Here is a 25,310-nt window from a genome sequence, read left to right on the forward strand (position 1 = left end):
CCTATGGAGCTGGAGTTGCGGCATCTGAGGACCATCCGGACGATCGCCGAGGCGGGCAGCCTCACCAGGGCGGCCTCGGTGCTCGGGCTGGCGCAGCCCGCGCTCAGCGCGCAGCTCAGGCGGATCGAACGGACGCTGGGCGGGGCGCTGTTCGAGCGGGGGCGGTACGGCGTACGGGCGACCGCGCTGGGCGAGCTGGTGCTGGAGCGCACCCGGATCGTGCTGCCCGCGGTGAGCGAACTCCAGCGGGAGGCGACCCGGTTCGCCCGGGACCGGAGGGCGGCGGAGCGGCTGCGGCTCGGCGGCACCCACGGACCGCTGCTCGGTGCGCTGGTGGACCGGCTCGCGGACGCCGCGCCCGACGCCACGGTGACGACCTGCGCCTCCTGGTCCGAGCGGGAGCTGGCGGAGCTGCTGGCCGAGGGGCGGCTGGACTTCGCCCTCGCGGGGACCTGCGGCTCCGCCTCCCCGCCCGGCGCCCCGCAGCTGGTGTGGCAGGAGATCGCCGTGGACCCGGTGTTCGTGATGCTGGGTGAGGAGCATCCGCTGGCGCGCGGCTCGGGCGAGCTCGAACTGGCCGCGCTGGCGGGCCAGGAGTGGGCGTGCGTGCCCGGCGACGGCTGCTTCGCGGACTGCTTCACCGCGGCGTGCGCCCGGGCGGGATTCACCCCGCGCCGTATGTACGAGACGGACACCGCGTCCTGTGTGCATCTGGTGCAGGTGGGCCGGGCGGTCGGTCTGTGCCGGGCCACGTTCCCGCCGACGCCCGGCATCACCACGCGGCCGCTCGCGGAAACGCCGCTGGTGTGGCGGCATCTGCTGGGCTGGCACCCGACGACGCAGCAGCCGGACACCGCGGCGACCGTGCTGGCGCAGGCCCGGGGTGCGCACGCGGTCGCGGCGGCGCGCAGCGGCAGTTACGCGGACTGGCTCGCGCGGCGCGGCCGGGCGCGGACGCGTTCCATAACACCGGGGCAGGGGGCCGTCTGATGTCTTACGCGGCCGGTGCGTCCGTCCCTACGGTTTCGGCACCGCCCACCGATTCCGAGGAGACCTCCCCATGCTCCCACTCCGTGCCAGAGCCGCGTGCGCGGCCGCGGCGGCGACGGCTGCCCTGCTCGTGTCCGGGCTCAGCGGCAACGCGAGCGCGCAGCCTCCTTCCGCCGCGGCCGCCCTGCGGACCGCCGACGCCCCGCCGGCACTGCTGCGGGCCCTGCAACGCGATCTCGGCCTGGACCGGCGCCAGGCCGAGCGCCGTCTGGTGAACGAGGCCGAGGCCGGTGCCGCCGCGGGCCGGCTGCGGGCCGCGCTCGGCCGGGACTTCGCGGGCGCCTGGGTGCGCGGCGCGGAGTCGCAGGGGCTGACGGTGGCCACGACGGACCCGTCCGACGTGGCCGCGATCGAGGCGCGCGGCGCGGACGCCGTCGTCGTCCGCAGCTCCCTGGCCGCCCTGGAGGCGGCCATGGCCCGTCTGGACCGTGCGGTCGCGCGGCTCGGCGGCACCGACGCTCCGGTCCGGTACGTCGACGTGCGCACCAACTCCCTCGTCGTGGAGGCGGTCCGGCCCTCGGCGGCGCGTGCGCTGCTGGCGGCCGCCGGGGTCGGCGCGCGGGTGGAGGTGACGGCCGAGCGGCCCCGGCCGCTGTACGACCTGCGCGGCGGCGACGCGTACTACATGGGCAGCGGCGGCCGTTGCTCGATCGGCTTCCCGGTGACCCGCGGCACCCAGCACGGCTTCGCCACGGCGGGCCACTGCGGCCGCGCGGGCACCACCACCTCCGGCTCCAACCGGGTGGCGCAGGGCACCTTCCAGGCGTCGGTGTTCCCGGGCAACGACATGGCGTGGGTGGCGGTGAACTCCAACTGGACGGCGACGCCGAACGTCAACGGCTCCGGTGTCCAGGTCGCCGGTTCCGCGCAGGCGCCCGTGGGCGCGTCGGTGTGCCGCTCCGGTTCGACGACGGGCTGGCACTGCGGCACGGTCCAGCAGCACAACACGAGCGTGACCTACCAGGAGGGCACCGTCAGCGGGGTCACCCGTACGTCGGTGTGCGCCGAGCCGGGCGACTCGGGCGGCTCCTACATCTCCGGCAGCCAGGCGCAGGGCGTCACCTCGGGCGGCTCGGGCAACTGCTCGTCCGGCGGGACGACGTTCTTCCAGCCGATCAACCCGATCCTCCAGTCGTACGGGCTCACCCTGAGGACGACCGGCGGCGGCGACCCCGGAGACCCGGACGACCCGGGTGAGCCGGGCGGCACCTGGTCGGCGGGCACCGTCTACCAGGCGGGCGCCACGGTGACGTACGGCGGCGGGACCTACCGCTGCCTCCAGGGCCACCAGGCCCAGGCGGGCTGGGAGCCGCCGAACGTGCCGGCGCTGTGGCAGCGCGTCTGACACCGGCGCCGGACGGCAGAGGGGCCCGGGTGCGGGGATGGCGCACCCGGGCCTCTTCGCGTACGGGGCCGGGCCCTCTGGGGCGAGGTCAGTCCGTGCCGGACTCGATGGCGGCGCGGTCCAGGGCCTCGTCCTCCTCGGAGACCTCGCCGCGGGAGGCGATGGCCTCGGCGCCGCCCTCCGGCATGGAGCCGATCAGACCGGTCGCGGCGGCCTGCGCGGCACCGACCGCCGGACCGGCGGTGCCGATCAGGCCGAGGCCGGCGTACTGCTCCAGGCGGGCGCGGGAGTCGGCGATGTCGAGGTTGCGCATGGTGAGCTGGCCGATCCGGTCCGAGGGGCCGAAGGCCGAGTCCTCGGTGCGCTCCATCGACAGCTTGTCGGGGTGGTAGCTGAACGCCGGGCCCCTGGTGTCGAGGATCGAGTAGTCCTCGCCGCGCCGCAGCCGCAGGGTCACCTCGCCGGTGACGGCGGCGCCGACCCAGCGCTGGAGCGACTCGCGGATCATCAGCGCCTGCGGGTCCAGCCAGCGGCCCTCGTACATCAGGCGGCCCAGGCGGCGGCCCTCGGTGTGGTACTGGGCGAGGGTGTCCTCGTTGTGGATCGCGTTGACCAGCCGCTCGTAGGCCGCGTGCAGCAGGGCCATGCCGGGCGCCTCGTAGATGCCGCGGCTCTTGGCCTCGATGATCCGGTTCTCGATCTGGTCGGACATGCCCAGGCCGTGCCGGCCGCCGATGGCGTTGGCCTCCAGGACCAGGTCGACCGCGGTGGCGAACTCCTTGCCGTTGATCGACACCGGGCGGCCCTGCTCGAAGCCGATCGTCACGTCCTCGGCGGCGATCTCGACCGAGGGGTCCCAGAACCGCACACCCATGATCGGCTCGACGGTCTCGACGCCGGTGTCCAGGTGCTCCAGGGTCTTCGCCTCGTGCGTGGCGCCCCAGATGTTGGCGTCGGTGGAATATGCCTTCTCGGTGCTGTCCCGGTAGGGGAGGCCGTGGGCGAGCAGCCACTCCGACATCTCCTTGCGGCCGCCGAGCTCGGTCACGAAGTCCGAGTCCAGCCAGGGCTTGTAGATCCGCAGGTAAGGGTTGGCCAGCAGGCCGTAGCGGTAGAACCGCTCGATGTCGTTGCCCTTGTAGGTCGAACCGTCGCCCCAGATCTGGACGTCGTCCTCCAGCATCGCGCGCACCAGCAGGGTGCCGGTGACGGCACGGCCGAGGGGCGTGGTGTTGAAGTAGGCACGCCCGCCGGAGCGGATGTGGAACGCCCCGCAGGCCAGCGCGGCCAGGCCCTCCTCGACGAGCGCCGCACGGCAGTCCACGAGGCGCGCGATCTCGGCGCCGTAGGTCTTCGCACGGCCCGGCACCGAGGCGATGTCGGGTTCGTCGTACTGGCCGATGTCGGCGGTGTAGGTGCAGGGGACGGCACCCTTGTCGCGCATCCACGCGACGGCGACGGAGGTGTCGAGGCCGCCGGAGAAGGCGATACCGACGCGCTCGCCGGCCGGAAGGGAAGTGAGGACCTTGGACATAGGAAGAGTATGCATCGTTATGCATGACCATGCAAGCCGGGCCGTGTCGCCGCGCGGGAACGACCCGCGCTTCTTACGATCGGACAGTGGCTCACACCTATGAAGAGCTGATCGAGAAGCAGCGCGCGGCCGACCAGGCGCACGCCCGGGTCGAGGCGCTTCGCGACAAGTACGGGCCGCCCGCGCACAGCCCGTGGCCCGAACACCAGAGCGAGGTGTACGAGACCGCCTGGCGTGCCTGGCGCGAGCTGGCCCGTGACGTCCAGGAGGCGGTCACCGCGTTCGCCAAGGAGCAGGGAACCGCCCGCAACCAGGTCGAGGAGGAGGTGAAGAAGGCCGTACGCCACTCGGAGCCCGGGACCGCGGGATAGCGCGGGATACTCGCTCCATGGCCTTCGTCGTCTTCCTGACCCTGCCCGGTCTGGTCATCCTCCTGACCGCCCTGGCCTTCGCCGACCAGCTGCTGCTGCACGCCGGACGGGCGGGCCTGCTGCCCTGGCGGAACCGGGCGCGCACCGGTCAGGTCTCCGCGACCGGGTTCGAGCAGCTGCACGCGGCCCTCTCCCCCGGCAAGCACCACGAGCTCAAGGAACGGCAGTCGTCCCTCCTGCTGCGCGACGACGAGGAGGACGGCGCGCCCCCGCACCGGACCACCGTCGACCTCACCCGGGGCACCGCGGTGGTGCGGCTGCCCGGCGCCGGCGCCTGAGCACACACGGTCACACGGCCCGGGCACGGGCACGGTCAGCCGTCGACGAAGGCCGGGCCGGTCGCGTCGTGGCGGGAGCCGGCGAACCGCCCGGCCGGGGCGACGGCCTCGACGGCGGCGAGGCCGTCCGGCGTGAGCTCGACGGCCGGCGCCGCGAGGTTCTCCTCCAGGTACTCCCGCCACCGGGTGCCCGGAACCGGCACCACGTCGTCGCCCCGGTGCCGCACCCAGGCCAGGGCAAGCTGCCCCGCCGTCACGCCCTCGGCCACGGCGAGCTCCTCCGGCTTCGCGACGATCGCGAGGTCGCACTCCAGGGCGCCCTCGGCGAAACGCGGCCGGCTGCGGCGTACGCCGTCGTCGGCAAGTCCCTCGACCGAGGCGACCCGGCCGGCCAGGAAGCCGCGGCCGAGCGGGGAGAACGGCACAATGCCGATGCCCGGTTCACGGCAGACCTGGGCGACGGCGGGCTCCGGGGCCCGGGTCCACAGCGACCGCTCGCTCCGGAGCGCGCCCGCGGTCAGACACCCGCGCAGTCGTAGGTCAGACGGGCGGTGACCGTGCGCGGGTCCGGGGTGAGGATGCGCAGGTCGGCCCGGCCCACGAGACGGCCCTCGCCCTCGAACGTCCACCGCAGACGCACTCTCGCCTCCCGCTGCCCGCGCGCCACCCGCTCGCGCAGGACGCCGGAGGAGGTGCCGTCGCTGCGGATCCAGCGGTAGGTGATCGTGCCCGGGCGGCCGTCGGTGACCAGGCGGGCGACGATCTCCGCGGTCGTGTCGCAGCCCAGCACCGCCGGGCCGGCCGCGACCGTCACCGAGCGCACCTGCACGGACGGCCCCAGCCGCTGCCAGGCGAGGAACGCCAGGACGCACAGGAGGACCACGGCGGGCAGGGCGTGCCGGCGCAGGAGGCGTCGCCGCGGGGGCGCGGCGGACGGCACCGCGGGGGCCGGCTGCCGCAGGGTGCGCTCCGCCACGGCCGCGGTGACGCCCGGGCCGAACCGCAGGACCGTCCCCTCGACGCGGTCCGGCGAGGGCGGATCGACGACGGTGTCCGTGGCCCGGACCGTGTCCGTGGCCGTGTCCGTGACCTTGAGTGTGTCCTGACGGTCCGTGTCCTGGACCGTCTCCTCGACTGTGTCCTGCCGGTCCGGGCGCTGGATCCAGTGGCTGGCCAGCACGGTGGCGCTGTACTCGTCGTCGGCGGGGCCGTTCGCGGGGGTGCGGTCGTCGTCGTGCGCGGTCATCTCAGCTCACACTGCCTGGTCAGAAGCTGCTGCGAGGCTCCGCCGTCGGAGGACGCCGGAGTGGTGGTCGCCTGCACGGTCCAGTAGCAGGCCCGGCTCTGGAAGGTGTGGTCGACCGTGACGGTGTAGCTGGTGGCGCCGCTGCGTTCGACGGTCTGGGCCGCGCCGTCCGGGGCGCCGGGCTCGCCCGGGGTGTTGCCCAGGAACCAGCCGACGGTGACGGCCACCGGGCCGGTGCCGTCGGTGGTGACCGTGAACGTGGCGGTCGCGGTGAGCGCGCCCGTCTGCTGGAAGGCCGACAGCGTCACGTCCTTGACGCCCGTCGGCGGGGCGACGGTGGGCGGGGCGCTGGTCGGCGGTGCCTCGGTCACGGTGGGCGGGGCCGCCGTACCGCCGGGCGGAGCCGGGGGCTCCGAGGTCCCGGCCGGTGCCCCCGGCTCCGTCGGGTCCGGCGGATCCGTAGGGGAGGCCGAGGGAGGAGAGGAGGACTCCGAAGGGGACGCGGAGGGGGACACGGACGCGGACGGGCTCCCCTCCGGGGACGGCGAGGCCGCCGTGGCGGAGGCGGACGGCGTGCCCGGGGCCGCCGGGTCCCCGCCGGTGCCCGCGCTGGTGGTGGCCAGGGCCTGCGCCGCCGCGCCCGGGGCCGCTCCGGGCACAGGCGGACCGGTGTGGGCCAGCAGGACGCCCAGCAGGACGAGGGCCGCGGAGACGAGGACCCCGGGTCTGCCGGGCAGCCATGCGCGCAGCCCGCCCCGGACCGGGGCCGGGGCGAGGACCGTACGCGCGATGTCCGTCGTGCCGCGCGGGGTCGTACGGGCCGGGGGCAGCAGCAGCGGCAGCAGGGCGGCCAGCGCGGCGAGCCGGCCCCGGCCGCGCTCCTCCCAGTCCGGCCCGTAGGCCGCACCGGCCGCCGCCTCCAGCTCGGCCACGAACGCGTCGGCGTGCACGGGCCGTTGCCCCGGGTCCTTGGCGAGGCCGCGGCGCACCAGCTCCCGTACCGGCGCGGGGACCTCGTCGGCGGGCACGGGCGCGTCGACGTGCTGCAGCGCCAGTTCGGCGAGGTTGTCGCCGTGGTACGGCTTGCGGCGGGTCAGGCACTCGAAGAAGGTGGCCGTCGCGGCGTACACGTCGGCCGCGGGCGAGGCGGGCTCGCCCGTCCACTGCTCCGGAGCCATGTAGGCGGGCGTTCCCGCGATGCCCGCGCTGATCCCGGAGTCCACCGCGATGCCGAAGTCGACGAGACGGGAGGTGCCGTCCGGCAGCACCAGGACGTTCTCCGGCTTGTAGTCCCGGTGGACGACACCCAGCCGGTGCGCGTCACCGAGGCCCAGCAGCGAACCCTTGAGCACGCACAGCGCGGCCTCCGGCTCCAGCGGGCCCTCCCGGACCAGCAGGGTGCGCAGCGAGACGCCGTCGACCAGCTCCATCACGATCGCGGCGCCGTCGGGGCTCTCGACGTACTCGTACAGTCCGGCGACGTAGGGACTGTGCAGTCCGCCGAGCAGCCGGGCCTCCGCGCGGAAGTCCTGCACGAAGCCGGGCCGGGTGCGCAGGGAGTCGCTGAGGTACTTCACCGCGACCGGTACCCCGGTCTCCCGGTGCACGGCCAGCACGACCCGGCCGCTCGCGCCCGCACCGAGTTCCTGCGACTCGGTGTAGCCGGGCACTGCCCACTCGTTCATGTCCGACCCTCCTGGCCGTGGTGCCGCCGGAGCCGCTCCGGAGCTCACGCACGCGATGAGAGACACATTTCCGGCCACGGCGGTTGCGGTCTGACGGTCTCTCGTACGTACAGGTGCAGGAGCGGGTCCAGTGGCCCGGCTCACATGGCGTCGGGAGGGTATCGCCGACACCATGGGCACGTCACCGGCAGGCTGAAGGGATCAAGAATGTTCCGCAAGGTGCTGGTCGCCAACCGTGGCGAGATCGCGATTCGCGCGTTCCGCGCCGGCTACGAGCTGGGTGCGCGGACCGTGGCCGTCTTCCCTCACGAGGACCGCAACTCGCTGCATCGGCTGAAGGCCGACGAGGCCTACGAGATCGGCGAGCCGGGACATCCGGTGCGGGCGTATCTCTCCGTCGACGAGATCGTCGCCGCGGCGCGGCGGGCGGGCGCGGACGCCGTGTACCCGGGCTACGGCTTCCTGTCGGAGAACCCCGAGCTGGCGCGGGCGTGCCGGGAGGCGGGGATCACCTTCGTCGGCCCGGACGCGGAGATCCTGGAGCTGACGGGCAACAAGGCGACCGCGGTGGCGGCGGCGCGGGCGGCCGGGGTGCCGGTGCTGGGGTCCTCCGCCCCGTCCACGGACGTCGACGAGCTGGTGCGCGCGGCCGAGGAGATCGGTTTCCCGGTGTTCGTGAAGGCCGTCGCCGGCGGCGGCGGGCGCGGTATGCGGCGGGTCGAGGAGCCGGGGCAGCTGCGCGAGTCGGTGGAGGCGGCCTCGCGGGAGGCGGCGTCCGCGTTCGGTGACGCGACGGTGTTCCTGGAGAAGGCCGTGGTGGAGCCCCGCCACATCGAGGTGCAGATCCTCGCCGACGGGGCGGGGAACGTCATCCACCTGTACGAGCGGGACTGCTCGGTGCAGCGGCGGCACCAGAAAGTGATCGAGCTGGCGCCGGCGCCCGACCTGGACCCGGCGCTGCGCGACCGGATCTGCGCGGACGCCGTGCGGTTCGCCCGGCAGATCGGCTACCGCAACGCGGGCACGGTGGAGTTCCTCGTCGACCGCGACGGCAACCACGTCTTCATCGAGATGAACCCGCGCATCCAGGTCGAGCACACGGTGACCGAGGAGGTCACCGACGTCGACCTGGTGCAGGCGCAGCTGCGGATCGCCGCGGGCGAGACGCTCGCCGACCTGGGTCTGTCGCAGGAGAACATCACCCTGCGGGGCGCGGCGCTCCAGTGCCGGATCACCACCGAGGACCCGGCCAACGGCTTCCGCCCGGACACCGGGCGGATCAGCGCCTACCGCTCCCCCGGCGGCTCCGGCATCCGGCTCGACGGCGGTACGACGCACGCCGGTTCGGAGATCAGCGCGCACTTCGACTCGATGCTGGTCAAGCTGTCCTGCCGGGGCCGGGACTTCACCACGGCCGTGAACCGGGCGCGGCGGGCGGTGGCCGAGTTCCGGATCCGCGGTGTGGCCACGAACATCCCGTTCCTCCAGGCGGTGCTCGACGACCCCGACTTCCAGGCGGGCCGGGTCACCACCGCGTTCATCGAGCAGCGGCCGCATCTGCTGACCTCGCGTCACTCCGCGGACCGCGGCACCAAGCTGCTGACGTACCTGGCCGATGTGACGGTGAACAAGCCGCACGGGGAGCGGCCCGCGCTGGTCGACCCGTCGTCGAAGCTGCCGCACCGGCCCTCGGGCGAGCCGCCGGCCGGCTCCCGGCAGCGGCTGGCCGAGCTGGGGCCCGACGGCTTCGCGCGCCGGCTGCGCGAGTCGCCGGACCTCGGCGTCACGGACACCACCTTCCGTGACGCCCACCAGTCGCTGCTGGCCACCCGGGTGCGCACCAAGGACATGCTGGCGGTCGCGCCGGTGGTGGCGCGGACGCTGCCGCAGCTGCTGTCCCTGGAGTGCTGGGGCGGGGCCACCTACGACGTGGCGCTGCGGTTCCTCGCCGAGGACCCCTGGGAGCGGCTGGCCGCACTGCGGGAGGCGGTGCCGAACATCTGTCTCCAGATGCTGCTGCGCGGCCGCAACACCGTGGGCTACACCCCGTATCCGACGGAGGTGACCGACGCGTTCGTGCGGGAGGCCGCGGCCACCGGCATCGACATCTTCCGGGTGTTCGACGCGCTGAACGACGTGGACCAGATGCGGCCCGCGATCGACGCGGTGCGGGAGACGGGCACGGCGATCGCGGAGGTGGCGCTGTGCTACACCTCGGACCTGTCGGACCCGTCGGAGAAGCTCTACACGCTGGACTACTACCTGCGGCTGGCCGAGAAGATCGTCGAGGCGGGCGCGCACGTGCTGGCCGTCAAGGACATGGCGGGGCTGCTGCGGGCACCCGCGGCGGCGAAGCTGGTCACGGCGCTGCGCCGGGAGTTCGACCTGCCGGTGCATCTGCACACCCATGACACGGCGGGCGGCCAGCTGGCGACCTACCTCGCCGCGATCCAGGCGGGCGCGGACGCGGTGGACGGGGCCGTGGCCTCCATGGCCGGTACGACCTCGCAGCCGTCGCTGTCGTCGATCGTCGCCGCGACGGACCACTCGGAGCGGCAGACCGGGCTGAGCCTCGCGGCGGTGGGCGACCTGGAGCCGTACTGGGAGAGCGTGCGCAAGGTGTACGCCCCCTTCGAGGCGGGTCTGTCGGCGCCGACCGGGCGGGTCTACCACCACGAGATCCCCGGCGGGCAGCTGTCGAACCTGCGCACCCAGGCGGTGGCGCTCGGGCTGGGCGACCGGTTCGAGCAGATCGAGGCGATGTACGCGGCCGCCGACCGGATGCTGGGCCGGCTGGTGAAGGTCACCCCGTCGTCGAAGGTCGTCGGTGACCTGGCGCTGCATCTGGTGGGCGCGGGGGTGGCCCCGGAGGACTTCGAGGCGGAGCCGTCCCGGTTCGACATCCCGGACTCGGTGATCGGCTTCCTGCGCGGCGAGCTGGGCACCCCGCCCGGCGGCTGGCCGGAGCCGTTCCGTACCCGGGCGCTCCAGGGGCGGGCGGAGGCCAAGCCTGCGGCGCAGCTGTCGGCGGAGGACCGGGACGGTCTGGAGAAGGAGCCGAGGGCCACGCTGAACCGGCTGCTGTTCCCTGCGCCGACCCGGGAGTTCGACACCCACCGGCAGGCGTTCGGCGACACCAGCGTGCTGGACAGCAAGGACTTCTTCTACGGTCTGCGGCCCGGCCAGGAGTACTCCATCGACCTGGAGCCGGGGGTGCGGCTGCTGATCGAGCTGCAGGCCGTCGGTGAGGCCGACGAGCGCGGTATGCGCACGGTGATGTCCTCGCTGAACGGCCAGCTGCGGCCCATCCAGGTCCGTGACCGCAGCGCCGCGACGGACGTCCCGGTGACCGAGAAGGCCGACCGGGGCAACCCCGGTCATGTGCCGGCGCCGTTCGCGGGCGTGGTGACCCTGGTGGTCGCGGAGGGCGACGAGGTGGAGGCGGGCACGACGCTGGCCACCATCGAGGCGATGAAGATGGAGGCGTCGATCACGGCGCCGAAGTCGGGCCGGGTGGCGAGGCTGGCCGTCAACCGTGTGCAGCAGGTGGAGGGCGGCGACCTTCTGGCGGAACTCGCCTGACGCCGGCGAACGGCGCGGTCCCTGCGGCGGTGTGTCCGCCGCAGGGACCGCGCCGTTCGTGTCTGCGCGTGCGGACGTCCGGGTCCGGCCGGCGGCGGGGCGGCGAGCCCCTCCGGGCACCGGCCGGGCGGCGCAGCCCTGGGGGGCGCGGCCGTCGCCGCCGCGGCCGTCCGGCGGTGTGCGCGCCGGCGTCCGTCAGGCGCTCCCGGGTCTTGCCGGTGCGGGAGCGGCGTGTCTTCCCGGTGCCGGTCCGGCACCGGCCGGGCGGCGCAGCCCTGGAGGGCGCGGCCGTCGCCGCCCCGGCCGTCCGGCGGTGTGCCCGCCGGCGTCCGTCAGGCGCTCCCGGGTCCCGCCGGTGCGGGAGCGGCGAGCCCCTCGGGTGCCGGTCCCGTACCGGACCGGCGGCGCAGTTCAGGGGTCGTGGCCGCGACCGTCGTCACCGCGGCCAGACACAGCAGCCCTCCGGCGGCGAGGGCGGTGGCGCCGGAGGTCCGTCCGGCGACCAGGCCACCGCGCAGGTTGCCGAGGTGGGGCCCGGCCTGTCCGACGACGAGTTCGGCGGCGGTCACCCGGCCCAGCAGGGCGTCGGGGGTGTGGGTCTGCACGATGGTCGTGCGGGACAGCACGGCGACGGCGTCCGCCGCGCCCGCGAGGGCGAGCGTCGCCAGGCCCGCCCAGGCACTGGAGACCACGCCGAACAGGGCCAGGCCGACGCCCCAGCCCGCGGAGGCGCACAGCATCACCGGGCCGGGCCGGCCCAGCCGGGTCAGCGGCCCGGAGAACGCGGTCGCGGTGACCCCGCCCACGGCCAGGGCCGTCAGGAAGAGCCCGAGGGTCCGTGGATCGCCGCCGAAGCGCTCCGCGTTGACGAGGGGGAAGAGGCTGACCGGCATCGCCAGGACGGTGGCCGCCAGGTCCGTGACCAGCGCCCCGCGCACCACCCGGTGCCCGGTCAGGAAGCGCAGGCCGTCCAGGACGCCGTGCAGCCCGGGGCGGGACTGCTCGCCCTCGGGCGGGAGACGGGGCAGTCCGAACGCGCCGTGGAGGGCCAGGGCGAAGCTGAGGGCGTCCAGCAGATAGCAGACGCCGATGCCCCACCAGCCGAGCACGACACCGGCGACGGCCGGGCCGAGCAGCATCATCGCCTGGCCGGTGGCCTGGTTGAGGGCGAGCCCGGCGGCGACCTGGTCCTTGGGCAGCAGCCGCGGCACGAACACACCCGCCGCCGGGGCGGCGACCGCGCCGAACGACGACTGCACCGCGACCAGCGCCAGCACGACGGCCACCGGCACCTGCCCGGCGAACGCCTGCACGGCCAGCAGCGCCGAGCACACCGCCTGTCCGACGGTGGCCAGCAGATACAGCCGGCGCCGGTCCGACCGGTCGGCCCAGGTCCCCGCCACCAGCCCGAGACCGACCATCGGCAGCGCCTGGGCGAGTCCGACGGCGCCGCTCCACACGGTGCTGTGGGTCATGTCCCAGACCTGGTACATGACGGTGACCATGGTCATGAAGCCGCCGAGCGTCGACACCGTGCGCCCGATCAGCAGCCGCCGGAAGACGGGCGAGGTGCGCAGCGGACGGACGTCCAGCAGGGCTCTGGACAGGCTCATGAGGCGAAAGCGGCGGTACGGATCACCCGCGGACGCTACCTGTCCGCCCGGCCGTGCCTCCACTCGTTATTCCGCACCCGGCGGGAAGCGCGGCGACGGGGACGGTGCCCGGGCCTGCCCGGTCCGCCGCCGGCGCCGGCCGTGGTGCCGGGCGGCATGCCGAGCACCGGGATGTGCATGTCACCTTTGTCCCGGCCGGGGCGGGAGGCCCGTCTCCGGCGCGTGCCGGACCCGGCACGCGTCCGCGTTCGTCTCCGTCATCGGGCGGTTCCCGCGGCCCGGGCTCCCGCGGGAAGGGGAACGGCCTCGTCTCCGCGGGCGGGCGGGGGACCTCACCAGTCGAGACGGATCGCGCCGGGTTCCGTTCCTGCGGTGAAGGCGAGGCCCTCCAGGGCGGGGGTGCCGTCCGTCCAGGTCAGTGGCGGGGTGCGCGTGCCCGGCGTCCAGATGCCGGTGGAGCCCGGGACGAGGTCGGGGGCACCCCGGTTCATGGGCGGCCGGGAGGGGTCGATGTGCCAGACCAGGACACCGTCGCCGGGGAAGTCGACGTCGTACTTGCGGCCGCCCGCCCTGTTGCGGCGTTCGACGAGGAAGTACTCCGTGGCGCCGCGGCCGGGATGCCAGAGGATCACGGCGCCGTCGGGACGCTCGGCGGAGATCTCCACGACGGACGCGGAGCCGTGCTCCGTGAGCTGCACCCGGCGCGGCTCGCACCAGCCGAAGGCCATCTTGTGCCAGGCGTCCAGATGGACCGTGCCCTGGTCGTTGCCGGTGAAGGAATAGCCGCCCATCAGCGTGAGCAGGTAGTTCATGGAGCCCGGGTTGTACATGTCGAGGGCACCGACGGAGTGCGCCACCTCGTGCCCGATCTGGTAGAAGGGCGTGAACGGCCCCGCGAACGCGAGCCTCAGGTCCATGGTCTTGGTGACCTGCCCGACGGTGACGGGAACCGACTGCGTGCCGCGGTTGGCGGGGAAGCGGTTGCGGTGGTTCTCCACGACGAGGACGACGAGTTCGTCGGCCGTGACCACCGAACTCGCGTCCACGTCCATGGAATGGAGCAGCGCGGGGAAGAGACCGGCCATCCGGGCGGCCACCTTGGCCACGTGTTCCGCCTCGCTCGGGTTGCCGAACAGCCCCATCCGCGCGGGCCCCAGCAGACCGGCGCGGGTGAACCAGAACCGCCCGGCCGAGCATTCCTGGACGTACTCGGTGAGGCTGGCCGGGTTGACCGGGTCGGTGGTGAAGGGCGGCGCAGGATGCCCGAAGGCCAACTTCTCGTAGTAGTCGAGCGGATGGACGGAGGAGATGCTCGGGAAGCCGTCCGTGCCGTCCTCGTCCCACTCCAACTGGACGACGACCAGCGGGCGCGGCCCCAGCGCCCTGCGTCCCAGGACCTCGATGCCTCCGTGCCCGAAGTCCGCCAGCGCAGGGCCCGGGGCCGGGGGCGGCTGCACGCCGTCGCACCCGGCCTCGTCCATCCGGGCCCTGGTGTCGTCGATGCCGCTCCGGAGGGACATCACCCGTTCCTTCAGACCCACGTCGGAGGGGTCCTCCAGCAACTGGGCGATGACGTGGTCCAGTTCCTCCGTCATCTCCTGGAGGCTGCTGCGCAGGACGGTGCACACGCCTGATTCAGGCATCTCGCGACACCCCTTCCGAGCGGCGAGAACCCCCTGATCCCCGTTTCTCACGCTACGTCGGTCGGGCCTCCTTCGCCATCGCGGTCCGGACAGGCGAACGGCCCGCACGACGGGGCTCACGCGCCGGTCGCGACGGCCTCCCGGACGAGCGCGGACAGGTCCGGGACGGCCGGGTGCCCGGGGCCCTCGCGCCGGGCGGGCAGGACCGGCACCGGGGGTGCGCCGGCAAGGGGACGGCGGGCCGGGCCGGCCCCGCTCGGGGGCGGCCGCTGGGCGAAGCAGCCCGTCCGGAAACCCCGCAGGCCCACCGCGTGGCCGGCCTCACGGCTCTTTGGCGCGAAGCAGATGACCGCGTGCAGGGGTTCCGGCGGCTGCCGCACCGGGCGGGCGGACCGGACGTCCATGCCGGTCGGTCTCGCAGAGCGGCGACGGCCGCCGCGCCCGGTGCGGATGATGCCTCGTCAGCCGCTGTGGACCGTCACCTCGTACAGCGAATAGCCCCAGTCCGTTCCCCTGCCGAGACCCTGGACGCGGACGTGGCGGGCGGGTGTGCCCGGGAAGTCGGCCGTGTCGAGGCCGCCGTCGCCGGTGGTGGTGGACCAGACGGTCCGCCAGTCCGTGCCGTCGGCGGAGAGCTCGATCCGGTACGAACGGCCGTACGCGCGCTCCCAGTCGAGGGTGACGCGGCCTACCCGGTGGGTCGAGCCGAGGTCGATCCGCAGCCACTGGCCGTCACTCCAGCCGCTCGCCCAGCGGGTGGAGCGGGAGCCGTCCACGGCGCGGCCGGCCGCGTAGCTGGTGAACGGGTTCCACTCGGTGGAACTGGCCGAGGCCGGGGCTCCCGCGGCGAGGTTCACCGCCGCCCGGTGCCGCTCGGAGGCGCCCCAGGTGCCGAGGTAGGACTCGGCGCCGCGGAAGAGGTCGTCGACGACGTCCTGTCCGCCGACCCGCCGGATGTCCTCGATCCAGTCGGGGACGAGGCCGTAGTGGGCGGCCCCGTCGGTGTTGAGGTCCCAGGTGCGCTGTCCGGTGGTCTGCCGGTCGAGGACCGAGCCGCCGTCGACGCTGCGGAAGGGGTACGTGACGGGGTTGGAGGTGCCGGCGCCGCGCGGGCCGGGCCAGCCGCCGACGCCGTTCATGTCGGTGCCGAAGCCGTAGCCGACGCCGTACTTGTCACGCAGCGCGTCCGTGCGCCGCGCCTCGGCGGTGAAGCCCTCGGAGCCGTGCATGTACTGGGCGACGAAACCGCCGAGGGCGTAGACCCGCTCGGTCCAGTCGCTGTCCATCCAGCTGTGCGAGGAGATCACGCCCGGGTAGGACTCGGCCTCGAAGAGGTCGAGCACCCGGCCGGTGGCCTTGACGCTCATGTGGTCGACCTCGAGCATCATCTTGCGTTTCATCATGCCGCGGACGGCGTACTCACCGAGGTCGGTCAGGCCGCGGACGTTGCACTGGGCGTCGCCGGCGTAGGAGGGCACCGAGACACCCGCGGGGAGCCTGCTCTCGGCGCCGGCGGCGGACGCCGAACCGATGGGGTTGTCGTGCTGGGGGCCGGTGCACTTCTCCGTCCGCCAGAAGGTGCCGGTCGACAGGAACTGGCCGACGTTGATGGCCGTTCCGAGGGTGCCGGAGTCGAAGCGGACGCCGCACAGCGCGTTGTCGAACTTGTGGCACAGGAACATGCTGCGCACGCCCAGCGCGTACAGCTCGTCCAGGCCCTTGTCGATGTCCTCCCTGCTGCACTGCGCGATGTCCAGGATCATCTTGCAGCCGAACGGCTCGGAGGTCTCCACGCCGAGCACGACGGCGAGTTTGCCCTGCCGGATCACCTCGCGGGCCTGCGCGCTGTCGGTGACGACCCGGAACCAGCCCTTTCCGGTGCCTCCGTACATCTTGTCGATGTGCGCCTGGAGGTCGTAGGTCAGTTTCGCCTGGAGCCGGATCGACGTCATCTCGTCGCAGGAGCGGTCCTTGAAGAAGTAGACCGAGCAGATCACGCCGTTGGTGACGAGGTCGTTGACGAGCACGCGCTGGCCGCCGCGCCAGGCCCGCTCGATCCAGGCGTAGTAGTTCTGCTGGTGGGTGAGCGAGTCGTGGGCGGGCCAGTCCTCGAAGGTCGGCCAGCCGACGGGGTCGTGCCGGCCGTCGCCGCCCTTGGTGATGAAGTCGAAGACGGCCAGGGTGCCGTCGGGGTAGTGCTCGGGACAGTCCTTCAGGGCGTCCGCGGCACCGGCCTCGGAGAACGGCTTGCCGCACAGCAGACGTCCGCCGAACGCCTCGTTGGAGAAGATGTGGTCGTGGGCGTCGACGAATCCGCGCACCCTGCCCTGGGCGTCGGTGCCCTTGAACGGCTCACCGGTGACGCCGATCTGCGAGTCGGGGGCGGGCCGGGCGGTCGGGTTCCACCAGTCGTCGGCCCCGGCGGCGGAACTCGGCGCCGGCCCGAGGGCCATGGCCGCCATGAGGAGCAGCAGTGTGACGACGACGGAGTACGGGCGTCGAGCCATGGCCATCTACCCACGTCCCTCGGTCGATCGGGCACGTGAATTTGTCATGCCCGGCGAAAGTTACCGACGAGGATCGCCAGGCGCGCTCAAGGAGTCAAGGGCCGTGCCGCACCCGCCATGAGCACGGGGAGTGTGCGGATGTAGCCGTTCCGTGACGAATGAGACCGCTTTGTGTCGAGACGCGGGGCAACGGTGGACGTCCGCGGCATGTCGTACAGGGCACAGTCGGTGCGGTGGCACCCAGCCCCGCACCCGTCCGACCCCAGGGGAAACCATGACCCTCCGTACCCGAACCGCCCGACTGGCTCTCGCGGCGGCGGCGACCGGCACCGCTGTCGCCGTCGGCCTGACCGCGCCCGCCGCGACCGCCGCGACCGGCGGACCGAAGTACCTCAAGCCGGCCGAGCTGCCGCCGCACCCCACCTCGCCCTGGTACGCGGGCCGGGTGACCGCCGGGCAGCCGGACCCGCTGCCGGTCTGCGTCGGCGAGTCGCTGCCGTCGGTCTCCTCCCACCGCGCGTACTGGACCGAGTACGACACCAACGCACTCCAGGTCACCGTCGTGGCGCGCGACGTCCAGCGGGCCAAGGACCTCGCCGCGCTGCTGCGCAAAAAGATCAGCGGCTGTGCGGCCGCGCTGGAGAAGCAGGACCCCGACATGACGGCGGCCGGCCGGTACTACGGCAGGCTGGACGTCGAGGAAGGCGCCCACGTCTACGGCCTGCACACCGCGTCCGGCTGGGGTGCCTCCGACATCGCGCTGCTCTCGGTCGGCCGGGACGGGCGGACGGTGACGTTCGTGAAGTGGGCGCAGATGGGCACCTTCCGGCACGCCCAGGTCGCGGACTTCAAGCGCACCACCAGGACGGCGGTGAACAAGCTCTGGTGAACGGTCTCCGGCGGACAGGCTCCGCCGGGGGCCGGAGCGGCCCCGTCGTCAGGCGCGGGCGGGTGTGCCCTGGTTGTGGAACATCTGCCAGCGCCCCGGGGCCACCCGGCGCCACAGGGACGTGCGGTGCGACCGGCGGCCCTCGATGTCGGCCGTGTACTTGAGCATCACCAGCCCGTCGGCCAGCCGCACGCCCCGCATGCGCTCCACCCCGATGGGTTCGCCCTCCGGATCCGTGGAGGCGGCGACGCGCTCCGCGGTCCCCTCGAAGAAGATCTCCCCGCCGGAGGCCCCGAACTCGTGGAAGTCGGGGGCGAGGAAGCTCCTGAGCCGGTCGGCGTCCGCACGGCACGCGGGCGACAGCGTCTCGTACTCGGCCGCCGTCGCCTCGGCGACCTGCGGGTCGTCGCTGCCGGTGTCGGTTCCGGTGTCGCTGCCGGTGTGGGTCGACGTCATGGGGTCGAGGGCTGTCACAGCCCCGCCCCGTCGTCCCGCCGTCCTGTCCTCACACCGTGCCGAACCACGCCTGCGCCAGCGCCGGGAGGGACTCCTCGGCGGGGACGCCCAACTCCCTGATGTACCAGGGGAGATTGCTGTACACGTGCAGCAGTGTGTACGCCATCAGCACGGCGGGCTCGAAGCTGTGCCCGTACGCCCTGCCGAGCCGGGCCAGCAGGGCCGGGTCGCCGCGGGTGACGAACAGGCCGACCCCGACGAAGTCGTAGGCACGATGGCCGATCATGGCCGGCTCGAAGTCGAAGAAGCCGGTCAGGCGCGGCTCGTCCGACAGGTCGGCCAGGAAGTGCTGCCACATCACCTCGGTGTGCAGCAGCGAGGGACGCGGGTCGCGCGGCAGCGGGACCGAGGCGAGGAAGCCGGGGATCTGCTCCAGCCACGCCTCGGGCAGTTCGTGGCCGCGCTGCTGCCCGACCGCTTCGGCGGCCCGGCGGTCCACGAAGCCGCCCCAGTCGCCGGGGCCGAGGACGTCCGCGAGCGGGGCCGGGTCGAGGGAGTGCAGCACGGCGAGGGCCTCGCCCACCTCGGTGACGAGGCGCTCGCGCCGGTCCCGGGGAAGCTTCCGCCAGACGCCGGCCGGGTTCTCGCCGTGCAGCCGTGACATCAGGACGTACCGCCAGCCGTTCTCGTACGTGCCGAAGTCGCGCACCCTGGGCGTCGGGACCGGCAGTCTGCCCTGGAGGTGGCCGAGCACCCTGGCCTCGGCGAGGCCGTCCTCGGCCGCGGCCGCCGGGAACAGCTTGAGGACGAGCTCGTCGCCCACGGCGTACACCGGCTGCGACCCCGCGGCGAAGCGGGTGAGCGGTGCTCCGGCCAGGCCGAGGCGCGCGCACAGGTCCTCGGCCCCGGGCCGCATCAGCGTTTCGTCGGGGACGACCGCGTCCCACTGTTCGTCGGTCTCGACGAGAGGCAGCATGATCGCGACCGTAGGGCCCGGGCCGACGGCGGGCAAAGGGTTTTCGCGCGGTACGCGCCCGGGCGGGGGCCGGCCGGGTCCGGACCGGGTTCACGTCACCGGGTTCATGTCACCGGGTTCACGTCTCCTCCAGCACCGCCCGGATCACATGCCGGGCGTTGCCCGCCATCGCCGGGTTGGTGCCGCGGTGGTACGGCAGGGCGATCAGCGCCTGGGACAGGGTGCGGGCGCGGCCGCGCAGCCAGGTGGCGTCGTCCACGCCGAGCGCGTCGCGGAAGACCTGCCGTGCGCCGGACGGCAGCAGGTTCCAGGCCGGGAACAGATCGCAGGCCGGGTCCCCGACGCCCGCGCAGCCGAAGTCGATCACGGAGGTGAGCCTGCCGCCGGTGACGAGCAGGTTGCCCGGCATCAGGTCGGCGTGCAGCCACACCGGCCGCACCTCCCGGCCGGGAGCGCTCAGGGCCTCCTCCCACACGGCGGTCACGGCGTCGCAGTCGATGCCCTCCTGCGGGATCCCGCGCAGGAGCGCGACGGCGGAGCGGGTATCCGCGTCCTGGAGGGCGAGCGGCCCCCCGCGATACGCCCGGGGCGCCCCGGGCAGGCCGACGGCGCGCATCGCGACGACGAACTCCGCCAGATCCTTCGCCAGAGCGGCGGGTGCGGCCAGGGCGCCCGCCTCCGGGTGCTCCCCCTCCAGCCAGCGGTACACCGACCACGGCCACGGGTAGCCCTCGGCGGGCTGCCCGGCGCCGAGCACCTCGGGCACGGGCACGGGCAGCCGCCGCGCCAGACGCGGCAGCCACTCCTGCTCCGTCGCCACGTCGGGGACCCCGCCCTCGACCAGCGGGAGCCGTACGACCATGTCGTCGCCGAGGCGGTACATGGCGTTGACCGTGCCGCCGGAGCCGATCCGCCGGACCGGCAGGCCGGCCCACCGGGGAAAGCGCCCGGCCACCAGCCTGCGGACGAGATCGTCGTCGACGTGCGGCCGGCCGGGATGCGTCTGTCCTGAGCTCATGGGACACCATCCGATCCACGAGCCCCTCGGACGGTCAATTCCTTTTGCCCGGCGGCCCCTTACCTCTCGGGTAATCGCGCCCCGCCGGCGGGACCGCCAGGATCGTCGGCGTACCCGCCGCCCGACGACCGGGGCGGCGCCGCCCGACCACACGGAGGGAACAGCCGTGACCGCCTACGCCATAGCTCATCTGCGCGAGATCACTCCGCACGCGGAGGTCGCCGAGTACATCGACCGCATCACCGCCACCTTCACGCCGTACGGCGGCCGCTTCCTGGTGCACGGCACCGGGCACGAGGTGCTGGAGGGCGACTGGCCCGGAGCGGTCGTGGTGATCGGCTTCCCCGACACCGACCGGGCCCGGGCCTGGTGGGACTCCCCCGCGTACCAGGAGATCGCCCCGCTGCGGACCCGGCACATCACCGGTGACATCGTCCTGGTGCCCGGCGTGCCGGAGGGGTACGACCCGGGCGTCACGGCGGACGCGGTACGGGAGTCCCTGCCGACCGGATGACGGACGCCTGCGGGGAGCGACGGGGCACCGGCCGGGGCGGGAGCGGCACCGGCCGGAGCGGCACCCACGGGAGCGGCACCCGCCGGAGCGGCACCCGCGGGAGCAGGGACGAGTCCGCCGGCCCGATACGGCGTCCGCCGGGGCGACGCCCACCGGGGGCGGCGGAAGCAGCGCCCACCGGCGACGGCAGAAGCGGCGCCGCCGGCCCGACGGCAGAAGCAGCCCACGCCGGCCGACAACAAAAGCACCGCCGCCGAACCGACTTCAGAAGCAGCCCACGCCGGCCGACAGCAGAAGCGGCGTCCCCCGGGCCGACGGCAGAAGCAGCCCCCGCCGACCCGACGGCGGCGTCCGCCGGGCCGCGGTCAAATCACCTGACAGCCCGCCCGGGCGGGGCTACGATCGCCGCGATGACGACTCACTCTCCTCACAGATCGGGGGAACCGTCCGCGCAAGGTGAGTGCTGATGGGTACTCACATCGCGAACGGCGATCCCCGGCTTTCCTTCTGGTTGCGCGTGCGCGAGTACGCCGTCCCCCCGTCGATGATCGAGACCGCGACCGCCCGCCGCGGCGCCGGTGACTGGGCGGGGGCATGTGCCGCCGCCCGTGTCGACGTCGACCTCGGACTGCGTGACGTGGCACGCGCCCACGGCCGTGAACTCGCGGCCCGGCTCCGGGCGGACCTCCGGCATCTGGCACCCGACCTGCTCCGATGGCATCTGCCGCGGATCGCGCCGGACGGACTGCTGCGCCCCGCCCTGACCGTCTCCCTCGCCCGGTACGAGGCCGCCGGGCGGGACGGCGCGAGCCCGCTGCATCTCGTGGTCCGCACCCCGCCGGCCCGGTCCGACGCCGGACAGCGGATCAGCCTCGGCCTGTGGGACGCGGCCGATCCCGACGCAGGCGCGGGCAGCCATCCACGGGCCCGGCCCAGCAGACGCTTCCGGCTCGATCTGCACCGCCATCTGTGGGACGCCCGCAGGTCCGCGGAACTGCGGACCCGGTCCGGAGCCGACCTGCCGGCCACCGGCGACGGCGCGGCTCCACCACTGCCCGAGGCCATGGCGGACACCGGACCGGACACCGGGCACCGTGCCGTCGACCGGTGGGCGGCGGAGGCCGCCCGCCTGCTGCGCGTCGACCGCCGGCCCGCCGGCACCGTGGCCGTACGACTCGGCGCCCGGCAGCGGGTGCTGCTCGGTCCGGTCGGCGACGGCACCGGGCCGGAGGCCGTGCGCATCATGCCCGCCCCGGACGACGGCCGGGTGTCGGCGCTGCCCGTCCTGCCCGACGCGGCGACCTGGGTGCCGCCCGACCTGGAACTGCTGCGGGCCGGACTCGTCGAGCCCGGTCTGCTGCATCCGCTGGTCGCCGCCGCGCTGGCCCCGGGGCACCCGCCGGGCCCGCCCCGGACCGCCGCCGCGGCCGGGGAACCGCGCCCGGTGGAGTGCCGGGGGGAACGGCACCGGATCGGCCTGGTCGACGGGGTGCTGACCGCGCTCGACCACGACCCCGGCGAGGTCCGCCGCGAGGAACTGCTCGCCGCGCTCTCCGGCACCCCGCTCCCCTGTCTGCGGGCCATCGACGAGGCACACCGCCGCCCCGACTGTCTCACCGGCGTGCGCGAACGCCTCGTCCACGGCGACATCGCGGGTGCCCTGGCCGTCGTGGAAGGGCTCCTCGGGCCCGAGGCCGTGCTGCGCGGCGGCCCGCTCCTGGACGAACTGGAGGCGGCGGCCGGCCGGCGCATCGCCTACGGACTGTTCAGGGCCGGCCTGTCCGGACCGGGACCGCGCCCCCTGCGCCCGGGCCCGCCCCGCCCCCGCGGACACCGGTCGCATCCGCGCCACACGACCGGACGCTGAGCCCCGCGCCGGGCCGGGACTCCGGCCCCCTCCCTCCTCTCCCCCCTCTTCTCTTCTTTCTCCCTTCGACCACTTCACCAGGTGATGACGCATGCCTTCTTCCCTGTCCCTGCCGTCCCTGTCCCGGCCTTCGCCGTCCCGGCCTTCGCCGTCCCGGCTCGATGTCGCCGGTGACCTGCTGGCCCTGCTGCGCGACTCCACGACCGAGCCGCGCCCCGACAACCAGCTGGAGGCGCTCACGCTGGCCGTGGCCGCGGACCTGCCGGTGCTGCTGTGGGGCGAGCCCGGGATCGGCAAGACCGCGGCCCTGACCCAGCTGGCGGAGGCCCTGGAGCTGCCGCTGACCACGGTGATCGCCAGCGTGCACGAACCGTCCGACTTCTCCGGGCTGCCCGTCGTCGGCGACGACCCCGCCGAGCAGGGCGTGCCGATGGCGCCGCCGGACTGGGCCGTGCGCCTGGTGCGGGCCGGACGGGGCCTGCTGTTCCTGGACGAGCTGTCCACCGCGCCGCCCGCGGTGCAGGCCGCGCTGCTGAGGCTCGTGCTGGAGCGGCGGATCGGCGCCCTGCGGCTGCCGCCCGGCGTACGGATCGTGGCCGCGGCCAATCCGCGTTCCTCGGCCGCCGACGGCTGGGAGCTGAGCCCGCCCCTGGCCAACCGCTTCGTGCATCTCCGGTGGACCCACGACCACGAGGTCGTCGTACGCGGACTCGGCGGGACCTGGCCCCGGGCGACGCTGCCGCTCCTGGACCCGGCCGGGCTGCCCGAGGCCGTGGCCTTCGCGCGCCGCGCGGTCTGCGGGTTCCTCCGGGCACGCCCCGCCCTCGTCCACCGGCTGCCGAGCGGTGAGGCACGCCGGGGCGGGGCGTGGCCCTCGCCGCGCAGCTGGGACATGACGCTGTCCCTGATCGCGTTCGCGACCGCCGCCGGCTCCTCCCGGGAGGTGCTGTCGCTGCTGGTCCGGGGAACCGTCGGGGACGGCCCCGGGCTCGAACTGCTGGCCGCGATCGACCGCATGGACCTGCCCGACCCCGAGGTGCTTCTGGCGGACCCGGCGCGGGCCGAGCTGCCCGAGCGCGGGGACCTGCGCCAGGCCAGCCTCGACGCGGTGGTCGCGGCGGTCAACGCCCGTCCGGAGCGGAGCCGTTGGGACGCCGCCTGGGCGCTGCTGGTGCGCGCGACGGAGACCGGGGCGCCGGACCTGGTCGTCGCGCCGGCGACCGCGCTCGCCGCGCTGCGCCGTGAGGACTGGGACGTGCCCGAGGCCGTCGAACGCCTCACCGGGGTCGTGTCGTTGTCGCGCAGGGCGAGCGAGGCGGCCGGCCGGGCCGCGACGCGGTTGTCCGACGGGGCCGCGGCCGCCGGCCGGAACACCCGATGAGCGCGGGGACGGACACGTCCGTGGACCGCGGAGGGGCCCCTGGGACGCTCGACCTCGGGAAGCTCTACGCCGCCCGGCTCCAGGCCGCCCGGGTCCGGCCCTATCTCGCGACCGCGCTGTTCGCGCTGCACGTCGTGGAGTCGCGCCGGGTGCCGACGATGGCCGTCGACCGGCACTGGCGGTGCTACGTCTCGCCCGGCTTCGTGGACCGGATGCCGGTGGAGGAGCTGGCCGGGGTGTGGGTGCACGAGGTGTCGCACCTGCTGCGCGGCCATCACGACCGCAGCGAACGGCTCGCGCGCGCACAGGGGCTGACCGGGCCGGCCGAGCGGCTGCGGATGAACCTCGCCGCGGACTGCGAGATCAACGACGACGTGTTCGGGGACGGTCTTCTGCGGCCCGAGGGGGCGGTGCTGCCCGAGTCGCTGGGGCTGGAGGGCGGACTGCTGATGGAGGAGTACCTGCCGAAGATCCGGCTGGGACCGCTGACGCAGTACCTGGCCTGGCTGGACTGCGGCAGCGGCGCGGACGGCCTCGACCGGGACTGGGACCTGGGCCCGGACGGCGCCCGGGGACTCGGCGAACAGGAGCAGGACGCCGTCCGGTTCCGGGTCGCGCAGGGCATCACCGGCCGCCCGGGCGACACCCCGAAAGGGTGGCGGCGATGGGCGGAGGAGGTGTTCCATCCGCCGCAGCCGTGGCGGGAGCTGCTGGGCGCGGCCGTCCGCTCGGCGGCCTCCGGGCCCGGCGCCGGCGGGGACTACAGCTGGGGCCGGCCGTCGCGGCGGTCGTCGGGGCTGCCCGGTGTGGTCCTGCCGAGCCTGCGCAGGACGCCGCCGCGGGTCGCGGTCGTCGTGGACACCTCCGGTTCGGTCAGCGACGCCGAGCTGGGCAGCGCGCTCCTGGAGATCGCCGCCATCTCCCGCGCCGTCGGGGGGCGGCGCGATCTGGTCAGGGTGCTGTCCTGCGACGCGGCGGCCCGGGTCGTGCATCCGCTGTGCCGGGCCGAGGACATCCCGCTGGTCGGCGGCGGGGGCACCGATCTGCGTACGGGCTTCGCGAGGGCGCTCGCCGCGCTGCCGCGCCCGGACGTCGTCGTCGCCCTGACGGACGGCCAGACGCCCTGGCCGGCCTCCCGTCCGCCGTGCCGCACGGTGGTCGGCCTGTTCCCGCGCGGCCGGCGGTCGCGGTCCTGGGACGAGGACGACCCGGATCACGTGCCCGACGTGCCGCCGGCCTGGGCGCGGGTGGTCCGCATCGGCGGCGGTCCGGGCTGACCCGGCGGCACCCCGGCG

The 25,310-nt window shown here is 74.4% G+C and carries 20 protein-coding genes and 1 pseudogene; 10 read left to right on the top strand and 11 right to left on the bottom strand.

What is annotated here, in order from left to right:
- Positions 1-3: 3 nt before the first annotated feature.
- Together ACIQGV_RS14610 and ACIQGV_RS14615 are read left to right on the top strand one after the other, a co-directional pair.
- A complete protein-coding gene (locus tag ACIQGV_RS14610) occupies positions 4-990 on the top strand; it encodes a LysR family transcriptional regulator (protein ID WP_402494505.1) in 987 nt (328 codons plus the stop codon).
- A 70-nt stretch (positions 991-1,060) separates the two neighbouring features.
- A complete protein-coding gene (locus tag ACIQGV_RS14615) occupies positions 1,061-2,395 on the top strand; it encodes a carbohydrate-binding protein (RefSeq protein WP_402494507.1) in 1,335 nt (444 codons plus the stop codon).
- 88 nt (positions 2,396-2,483) lie between these two features.
- Here ACIQGV_RS14615 and argG read toward each other — a convergent pair whose 3' ends face one another.
- Entirely contained in the window at positions 2,484-3,929 is a 1,446-nt protein-coding gene (argG, locus tag ACIQGV_RS14620) for an argininosuccinate synthase (protein WP_402494509.1), read from the bottom strand.
- Between the two features lie 86 nt (positions 3,930-4,015).
- On the opposite strand from argG, the gene ACIQGV_RS14625 reads away from it, so the two are divergent.
- Together ACIQGV_RS14625 and ACIQGV_RS14630 are read left to right on the top strand one after the other, a co-directional pair.
- Positions 4,016-4,300: a hypothetical protein gene (locus ACIQGV_RS14625; RefSeq protein WP_402494511.1), complete on the top strand. Its 285-nt coding sequence runs from the start codon at positions 4,016-4,018 to the stop codon at positions 4,298-4,300.
- Positions 4,301-4,317: 17 nt separating this feature from the next.
- Positions 4,318-4,638, top strand: a complete 321-nt coding sequence (locus ACIQGV_RS14630) for a DUF6191 domain-containing protein (protein WP_402494513.1) — start codon at positions 4,318-4,320, stop codon at positions 4,636-4,638.
- Between the two features lie 35 nt (positions 4,639-4,673).
- On the opposite strand, the pseudogene ACIQGV_RS14635 reads toward ACIQGV_RS14630, so the two are convergent.
- The 3 genes and pseudogenes from ACIQGV_RS14635 to ACIQGV_RS14645 all read right to left on the bottom strand — a co-directional run.
- Positions 4,674-5,147: pseudogene (locus tag ACIQGV_RS14635) on the bottom strand (aldo/keto reductase); the annotation flags it as partial.
- An 8-nt stretch (positions 5,148-5,155) separates the two neighbouring features.
- Positions 5,156-5,884, bottom strand: a complete 729-nt coding sequence (locus tag ACIQGV_RS14640; RefSeq protein ID WP_402494515.1) for a hypothetical protein — start codon at positions 5,882-5,884, stop codon at positions 5,156-5,158.
- On the bottom strand, positions 5,881-7,569 hold the full coding sequence (locus ACIQGV_RS14645) for a serine/threonine-protein kinase (protein WP_402494517.1): 1,689 nt from the start codon (positions 7,567-7,569) through the stop codon (positions 5,881-5,883). The genes ACIQGV_RS14640 and ACIQGV_RS14645 overlap by 4 nt, the downstream gene beginning before the upstream one ends.
- Positions 7,570-7,776: 207 nt before the next feature.
- Here ACIQGV_RS14645 and ACIQGV_RS14650 point away from each other — a divergent pair, with 207 nt between their 5' ends.
- Complete coding sequence (locus ACIQGV_RS14650) at positions 7,777-11,151, top strand: pyruvate carboxylase (protein ID WP_402494519.1); 3,375 nt, start codon at positions 7,777-7,779, stop codon at positions 11,149-11,151.
- 332 nt (positions 11,152-11,483) lie between these two features.
- Here ACIQGV_RS14650 and ACIQGV_RS14655 read toward each other — a convergent pair whose 3' ends face one another.
- The 4 genes from ACIQGV_RS14655 to ACIQGV_RS14670 form a co-directional block, all read right to left on the bottom strand.
- Entirely contained in the window at positions 11,484-12,764 is a 1,281-nt protein-coding gene (locus ACIQGV_RS14655; RefSeq protein ID WP_402494521.1) for an MFS transporter, read from the bottom strand.
- A 332-nt stretch (positions 12,765-13,096) separates the two neighbouring features.
- Positions 13,097-14,407, bottom strand: coding sequence for a hypothetical protein (locus ACIQGV_RS14660; protein ID WP_402494523.1), 1,311 nt, complete (start codon positions 14,405-14,407; stop codon positions 13,097-13,099).
- 116 nt (positions 14,408-14,523) lie between these two features.
- The gene (locus ACIQGV_RS14665; protein WP_402494525.1) at positions 14,524-14,811 is read right to left on the bottom strand and encodes a hypothetical protein; all 288 of its coding nucleotides are present in this window, start codon (positions 14,809-14,811) and stop codon (positions 14,524-14,526) included.
- Positions 14,812-14,868: 57 nt separating this feature from the next.
- Entirely contained in the window at positions 14,869-16,920 is a 2,052-nt protein-coding gene (locus ACIQGV_RS14670) for a discoidin domain-containing protein (RefSeq protein ID WP_402494527.1), read from the bottom strand.
- A 268-nt stretch (positions 16,921-17,188) separates the two neighbouring features.
- Here ACIQGV_RS14670 and ACIQGV_RS14675 point away from each other — a divergent pair, with 268 nt between their 5' ends.
- Positions 17,189-17,803: a hypothetical protein gene (locus tag ACIQGV_RS14675; protein WP_402494529.1), complete on the top strand. Its 615-nt coding sequence runs from the start codon at positions 17,189-17,191 to the stop codon at positions 17,801-17,803.
- Between the two features lie 48 nt (positions 17,804-17,851).
- On the opposite strand, the gene ACIQGV_RS14680 is transcribed toward ACIQGV_RS14675, so the two are convergent.
- From ACIQGV_RS14680 to ACIQGV_RS14690, 3 genes are all read right to left on the bottom strand, one after another.
- Positions 17,852-18,259: a DUF4440 domain-containing protein gene (locus ACIQGV_RS14680; RefSeq protein WP_402494531.1), complete on the bottom strand. Its 408-nt coding sequence runs from the start codon at positions 18,257-18,259 to the stop codon at positions 17,852-17,854.
- Positions 18,260-18,308: 49 nt separating this feature from the next.
- Positions 18,309-19,235, bottom strand: coding sequence for a phosphotransferase family protein (locus ACIQGV_RS14685; protein WP_402494533.1), 927 nt, complete (start codon positions 19,233-19,235; stop codon positions 18,309-18,311).
- Positions 19,236-19,353: 118 nt separating this feature from the next.
- A complete protein-coding gene (locus ACIQGV_RS14690; protein WP_402494535.1) occupies positions 19,354-20,253 on the bottom strand; it encodes an aminoglycoside phosphotransferase family protein in 900 nt (299 codons plus the stop codon).
- Between the two features lie 166 nt (positions 20,254-20,419).
- Here ACIQGV_RS14690 and ACIQGV_RS14695 point away from each other — a divergent pair, with 166 nt between their 5' ends.
- From ACIQGV_RS14695 to ACIQGV_RS14710, 4 genes are all read left to right on the top strand, one after another.
- Positions 20,420-20,767: a DUF1330 domain-containing protein gene (locus ACIQGV_RS14695; protein ID WP_402494537.1), complete on the top strand. Its 348-nt coding sequence runs from the start codon at positions 20,420-20,422 to the stop codon at positions 20,765-20,767.
- A 466-nt stretch (positions 20,768-21,233) separates the two neighbouring features.
- Complete coding sequence (locus tag ACIQGV_RS14700; protein ID WP_402494539.1) at positions 21,234-22,634, top strand: hypothetical protein; 1,401 nt, start codon at positions 21,234-21,236, stop codon at positions 22,632-22,634.
- A 91-nt stretch (positions 22,635-22,725) separates the two neighbouring features.
- Positions 22,726-24,015 carry an AAA family ATPase gene (locus ACIQGV_RS14705; RefSeq protein ID WP_402494541.1) on the top strand — a complete coding sequence of 430 codons (1,290 nt, stop codon included), beginning with the start codon at positions 22,726-22,728 and terminating at the stop codon, positions 24,013-24,015.
- Positions 24,012-25,292 (top strand): VWA-like domain-containing protein, encoded by a 1,281-nt coding sequence (locus ACIQGV_RS14710; protein ID WP_402494543.1) that lies wholly within the window; start codon positions 24,012-24,014, stop codon positions 25,290-25,292. Before ACIQGV_RS14705 ends, ACIQGV_RS14710 begins: the two co-directional genes overlap by 4 nt.
- Positions 25,293-25,310: the final 18 nt, after the last annotated feature.

The organism is Streptomyces sp. NPDC093094 (assembly GCF_044754345.1).
Lineage (GTDB): Bacteria > Actinomycetota > Actinomycetes > Streptomycetales > Streptomycetaceae > Streptomyces.

Bases quoted from the DNA above. Each gene is read 5' to 3' on its own strand.
- ACIQGV_RS14665 (WP_402494525.1), bottom strand. From the start codon at position 14,811: ATGGACGTCCGGTCCGCCCGCCCGGTGCGGCAGCCGCCGGAACCCCTG.
- ACIQGV_RS14660 (WP_402494523.1), bottom strand. From the start codon at position 14,407: ATGCCTGAATCAGGCGTGTGCACCGTCCTGCGCAGCAGCCTCCAGGAG.
- ACIQGV_RS14655 (WP_402494521.1), bottom strand. From the start codon at position 12,764: ATGAGCCTGTCCAGAGCCCTGCTGGACGTCCGTCCGCTGCGCACCTCG.
- ACIQGV_RS14710 (WP_402494543.1), top strand. From the start codon at position 24,012: ATGAGCGCGGGGACGGACACGTCCGTGGACCGCGGAGGGGCCCCTGGG.
- ACIQGV_RS14650 (WP_402494519.1), top strand. From the start codon at position 7,777: ATGTTCCGCAAGGTGCTGGTCGCCAACCGTGGCGAGATCGCGATTCGC.
- ACIQGV_RS14690 (WP_402494535.1), bottom strand. From the start codon at position 20,253: ATGAGCTCAGGACAGACGCATCCCGGCCGGCCGCACGTCGACGACGAT.
- ACIQGV_RS14645 (WP_402494517.1), bottom strand. From the start codon at position 7,569: ATGAACGAGTGGGCAGTGCCCGGCTACACCGAGTCGCAGGAACTCGGT.
- ACIQGV_RS14640 (WP_402494515.1), bottom strand. From the start codon at position 5,884: ATGACCGCGCACGACGACGACCGCACCCCCGCGAACGGCCCCGCCGAC.
- ACIQGV_RS14675 (WP_402494529.1), top strand. From the start codon at position 17,189: ATGACCCTCCGTACCCGAACCGCCCGACTGGCTCTCGCGGCGGCGGCG.
- ACIQGV_RS14700 (WP_402494539.1), top strand. From the start codon at position 21,234: ATGGGTACTCACATCGCGAACGGCGATCCCCGGCTTTCCTTCTGGTTG.
- ACIQGV_RS14685 (WP_402494533.1), bottom strand. From the start codon at position 19,235: ATGCTGCCTCTCGTCGAGACCGACGAACAGTGGGACGCGGTCGTCCCC.
- ACIQGV_RS14610 (WP_402494505.1), top strand. From the start codon at position 4: ATGGAGCTGGAGTTGCGGCATCTGAGGACCATCCGGACGATCGCCGAG.
- ACIQGV_RS14705 (WP_402494541.1), top strand. From the start codon at position 22,726: ATGCCTTCTTCCCTGTCCCTGCCGTCCCTGTCCCGGCCTTCGCCGTCC.
- ACIQGV_RS14670 (WP_402494527.1), bottom strand. From the start codon at position 16,920: ATGGCCATGGCTCGACGCCCGTACTCCGTCGTCGTCACACTGCTGCTC.
- argG (WP_402494509.1), bottom strand. From the start codon at position 3,929: ATGTCCAAGGTCCTCACTTCCCTTCCGGCCGGCGAGCGCGTCGGTATC.
- ACIQGV_RS14680 (WP_402494531.1), bottom strand. From the start codon at position 18,259: ATGACGTCGACCCACACCGGCAGCGACACCGGAACCGACACCGGCAGC.
- ACIQGV_RS14630 (WP_402494513.1), top strand. From the start codon at position 4,318: ATGGCCTTCGTCGTCTTCCTGACCCTGCCCGGTCTGGTCATCCTCCTG.
- ACIQGV_RS14615 (WP_402494507.1), top strand. From the start codon at position 1,061: ATGCTCCCACTCCGTGCCAGAGCCGCGTGCGCGGCCGCGGCGGCGACG.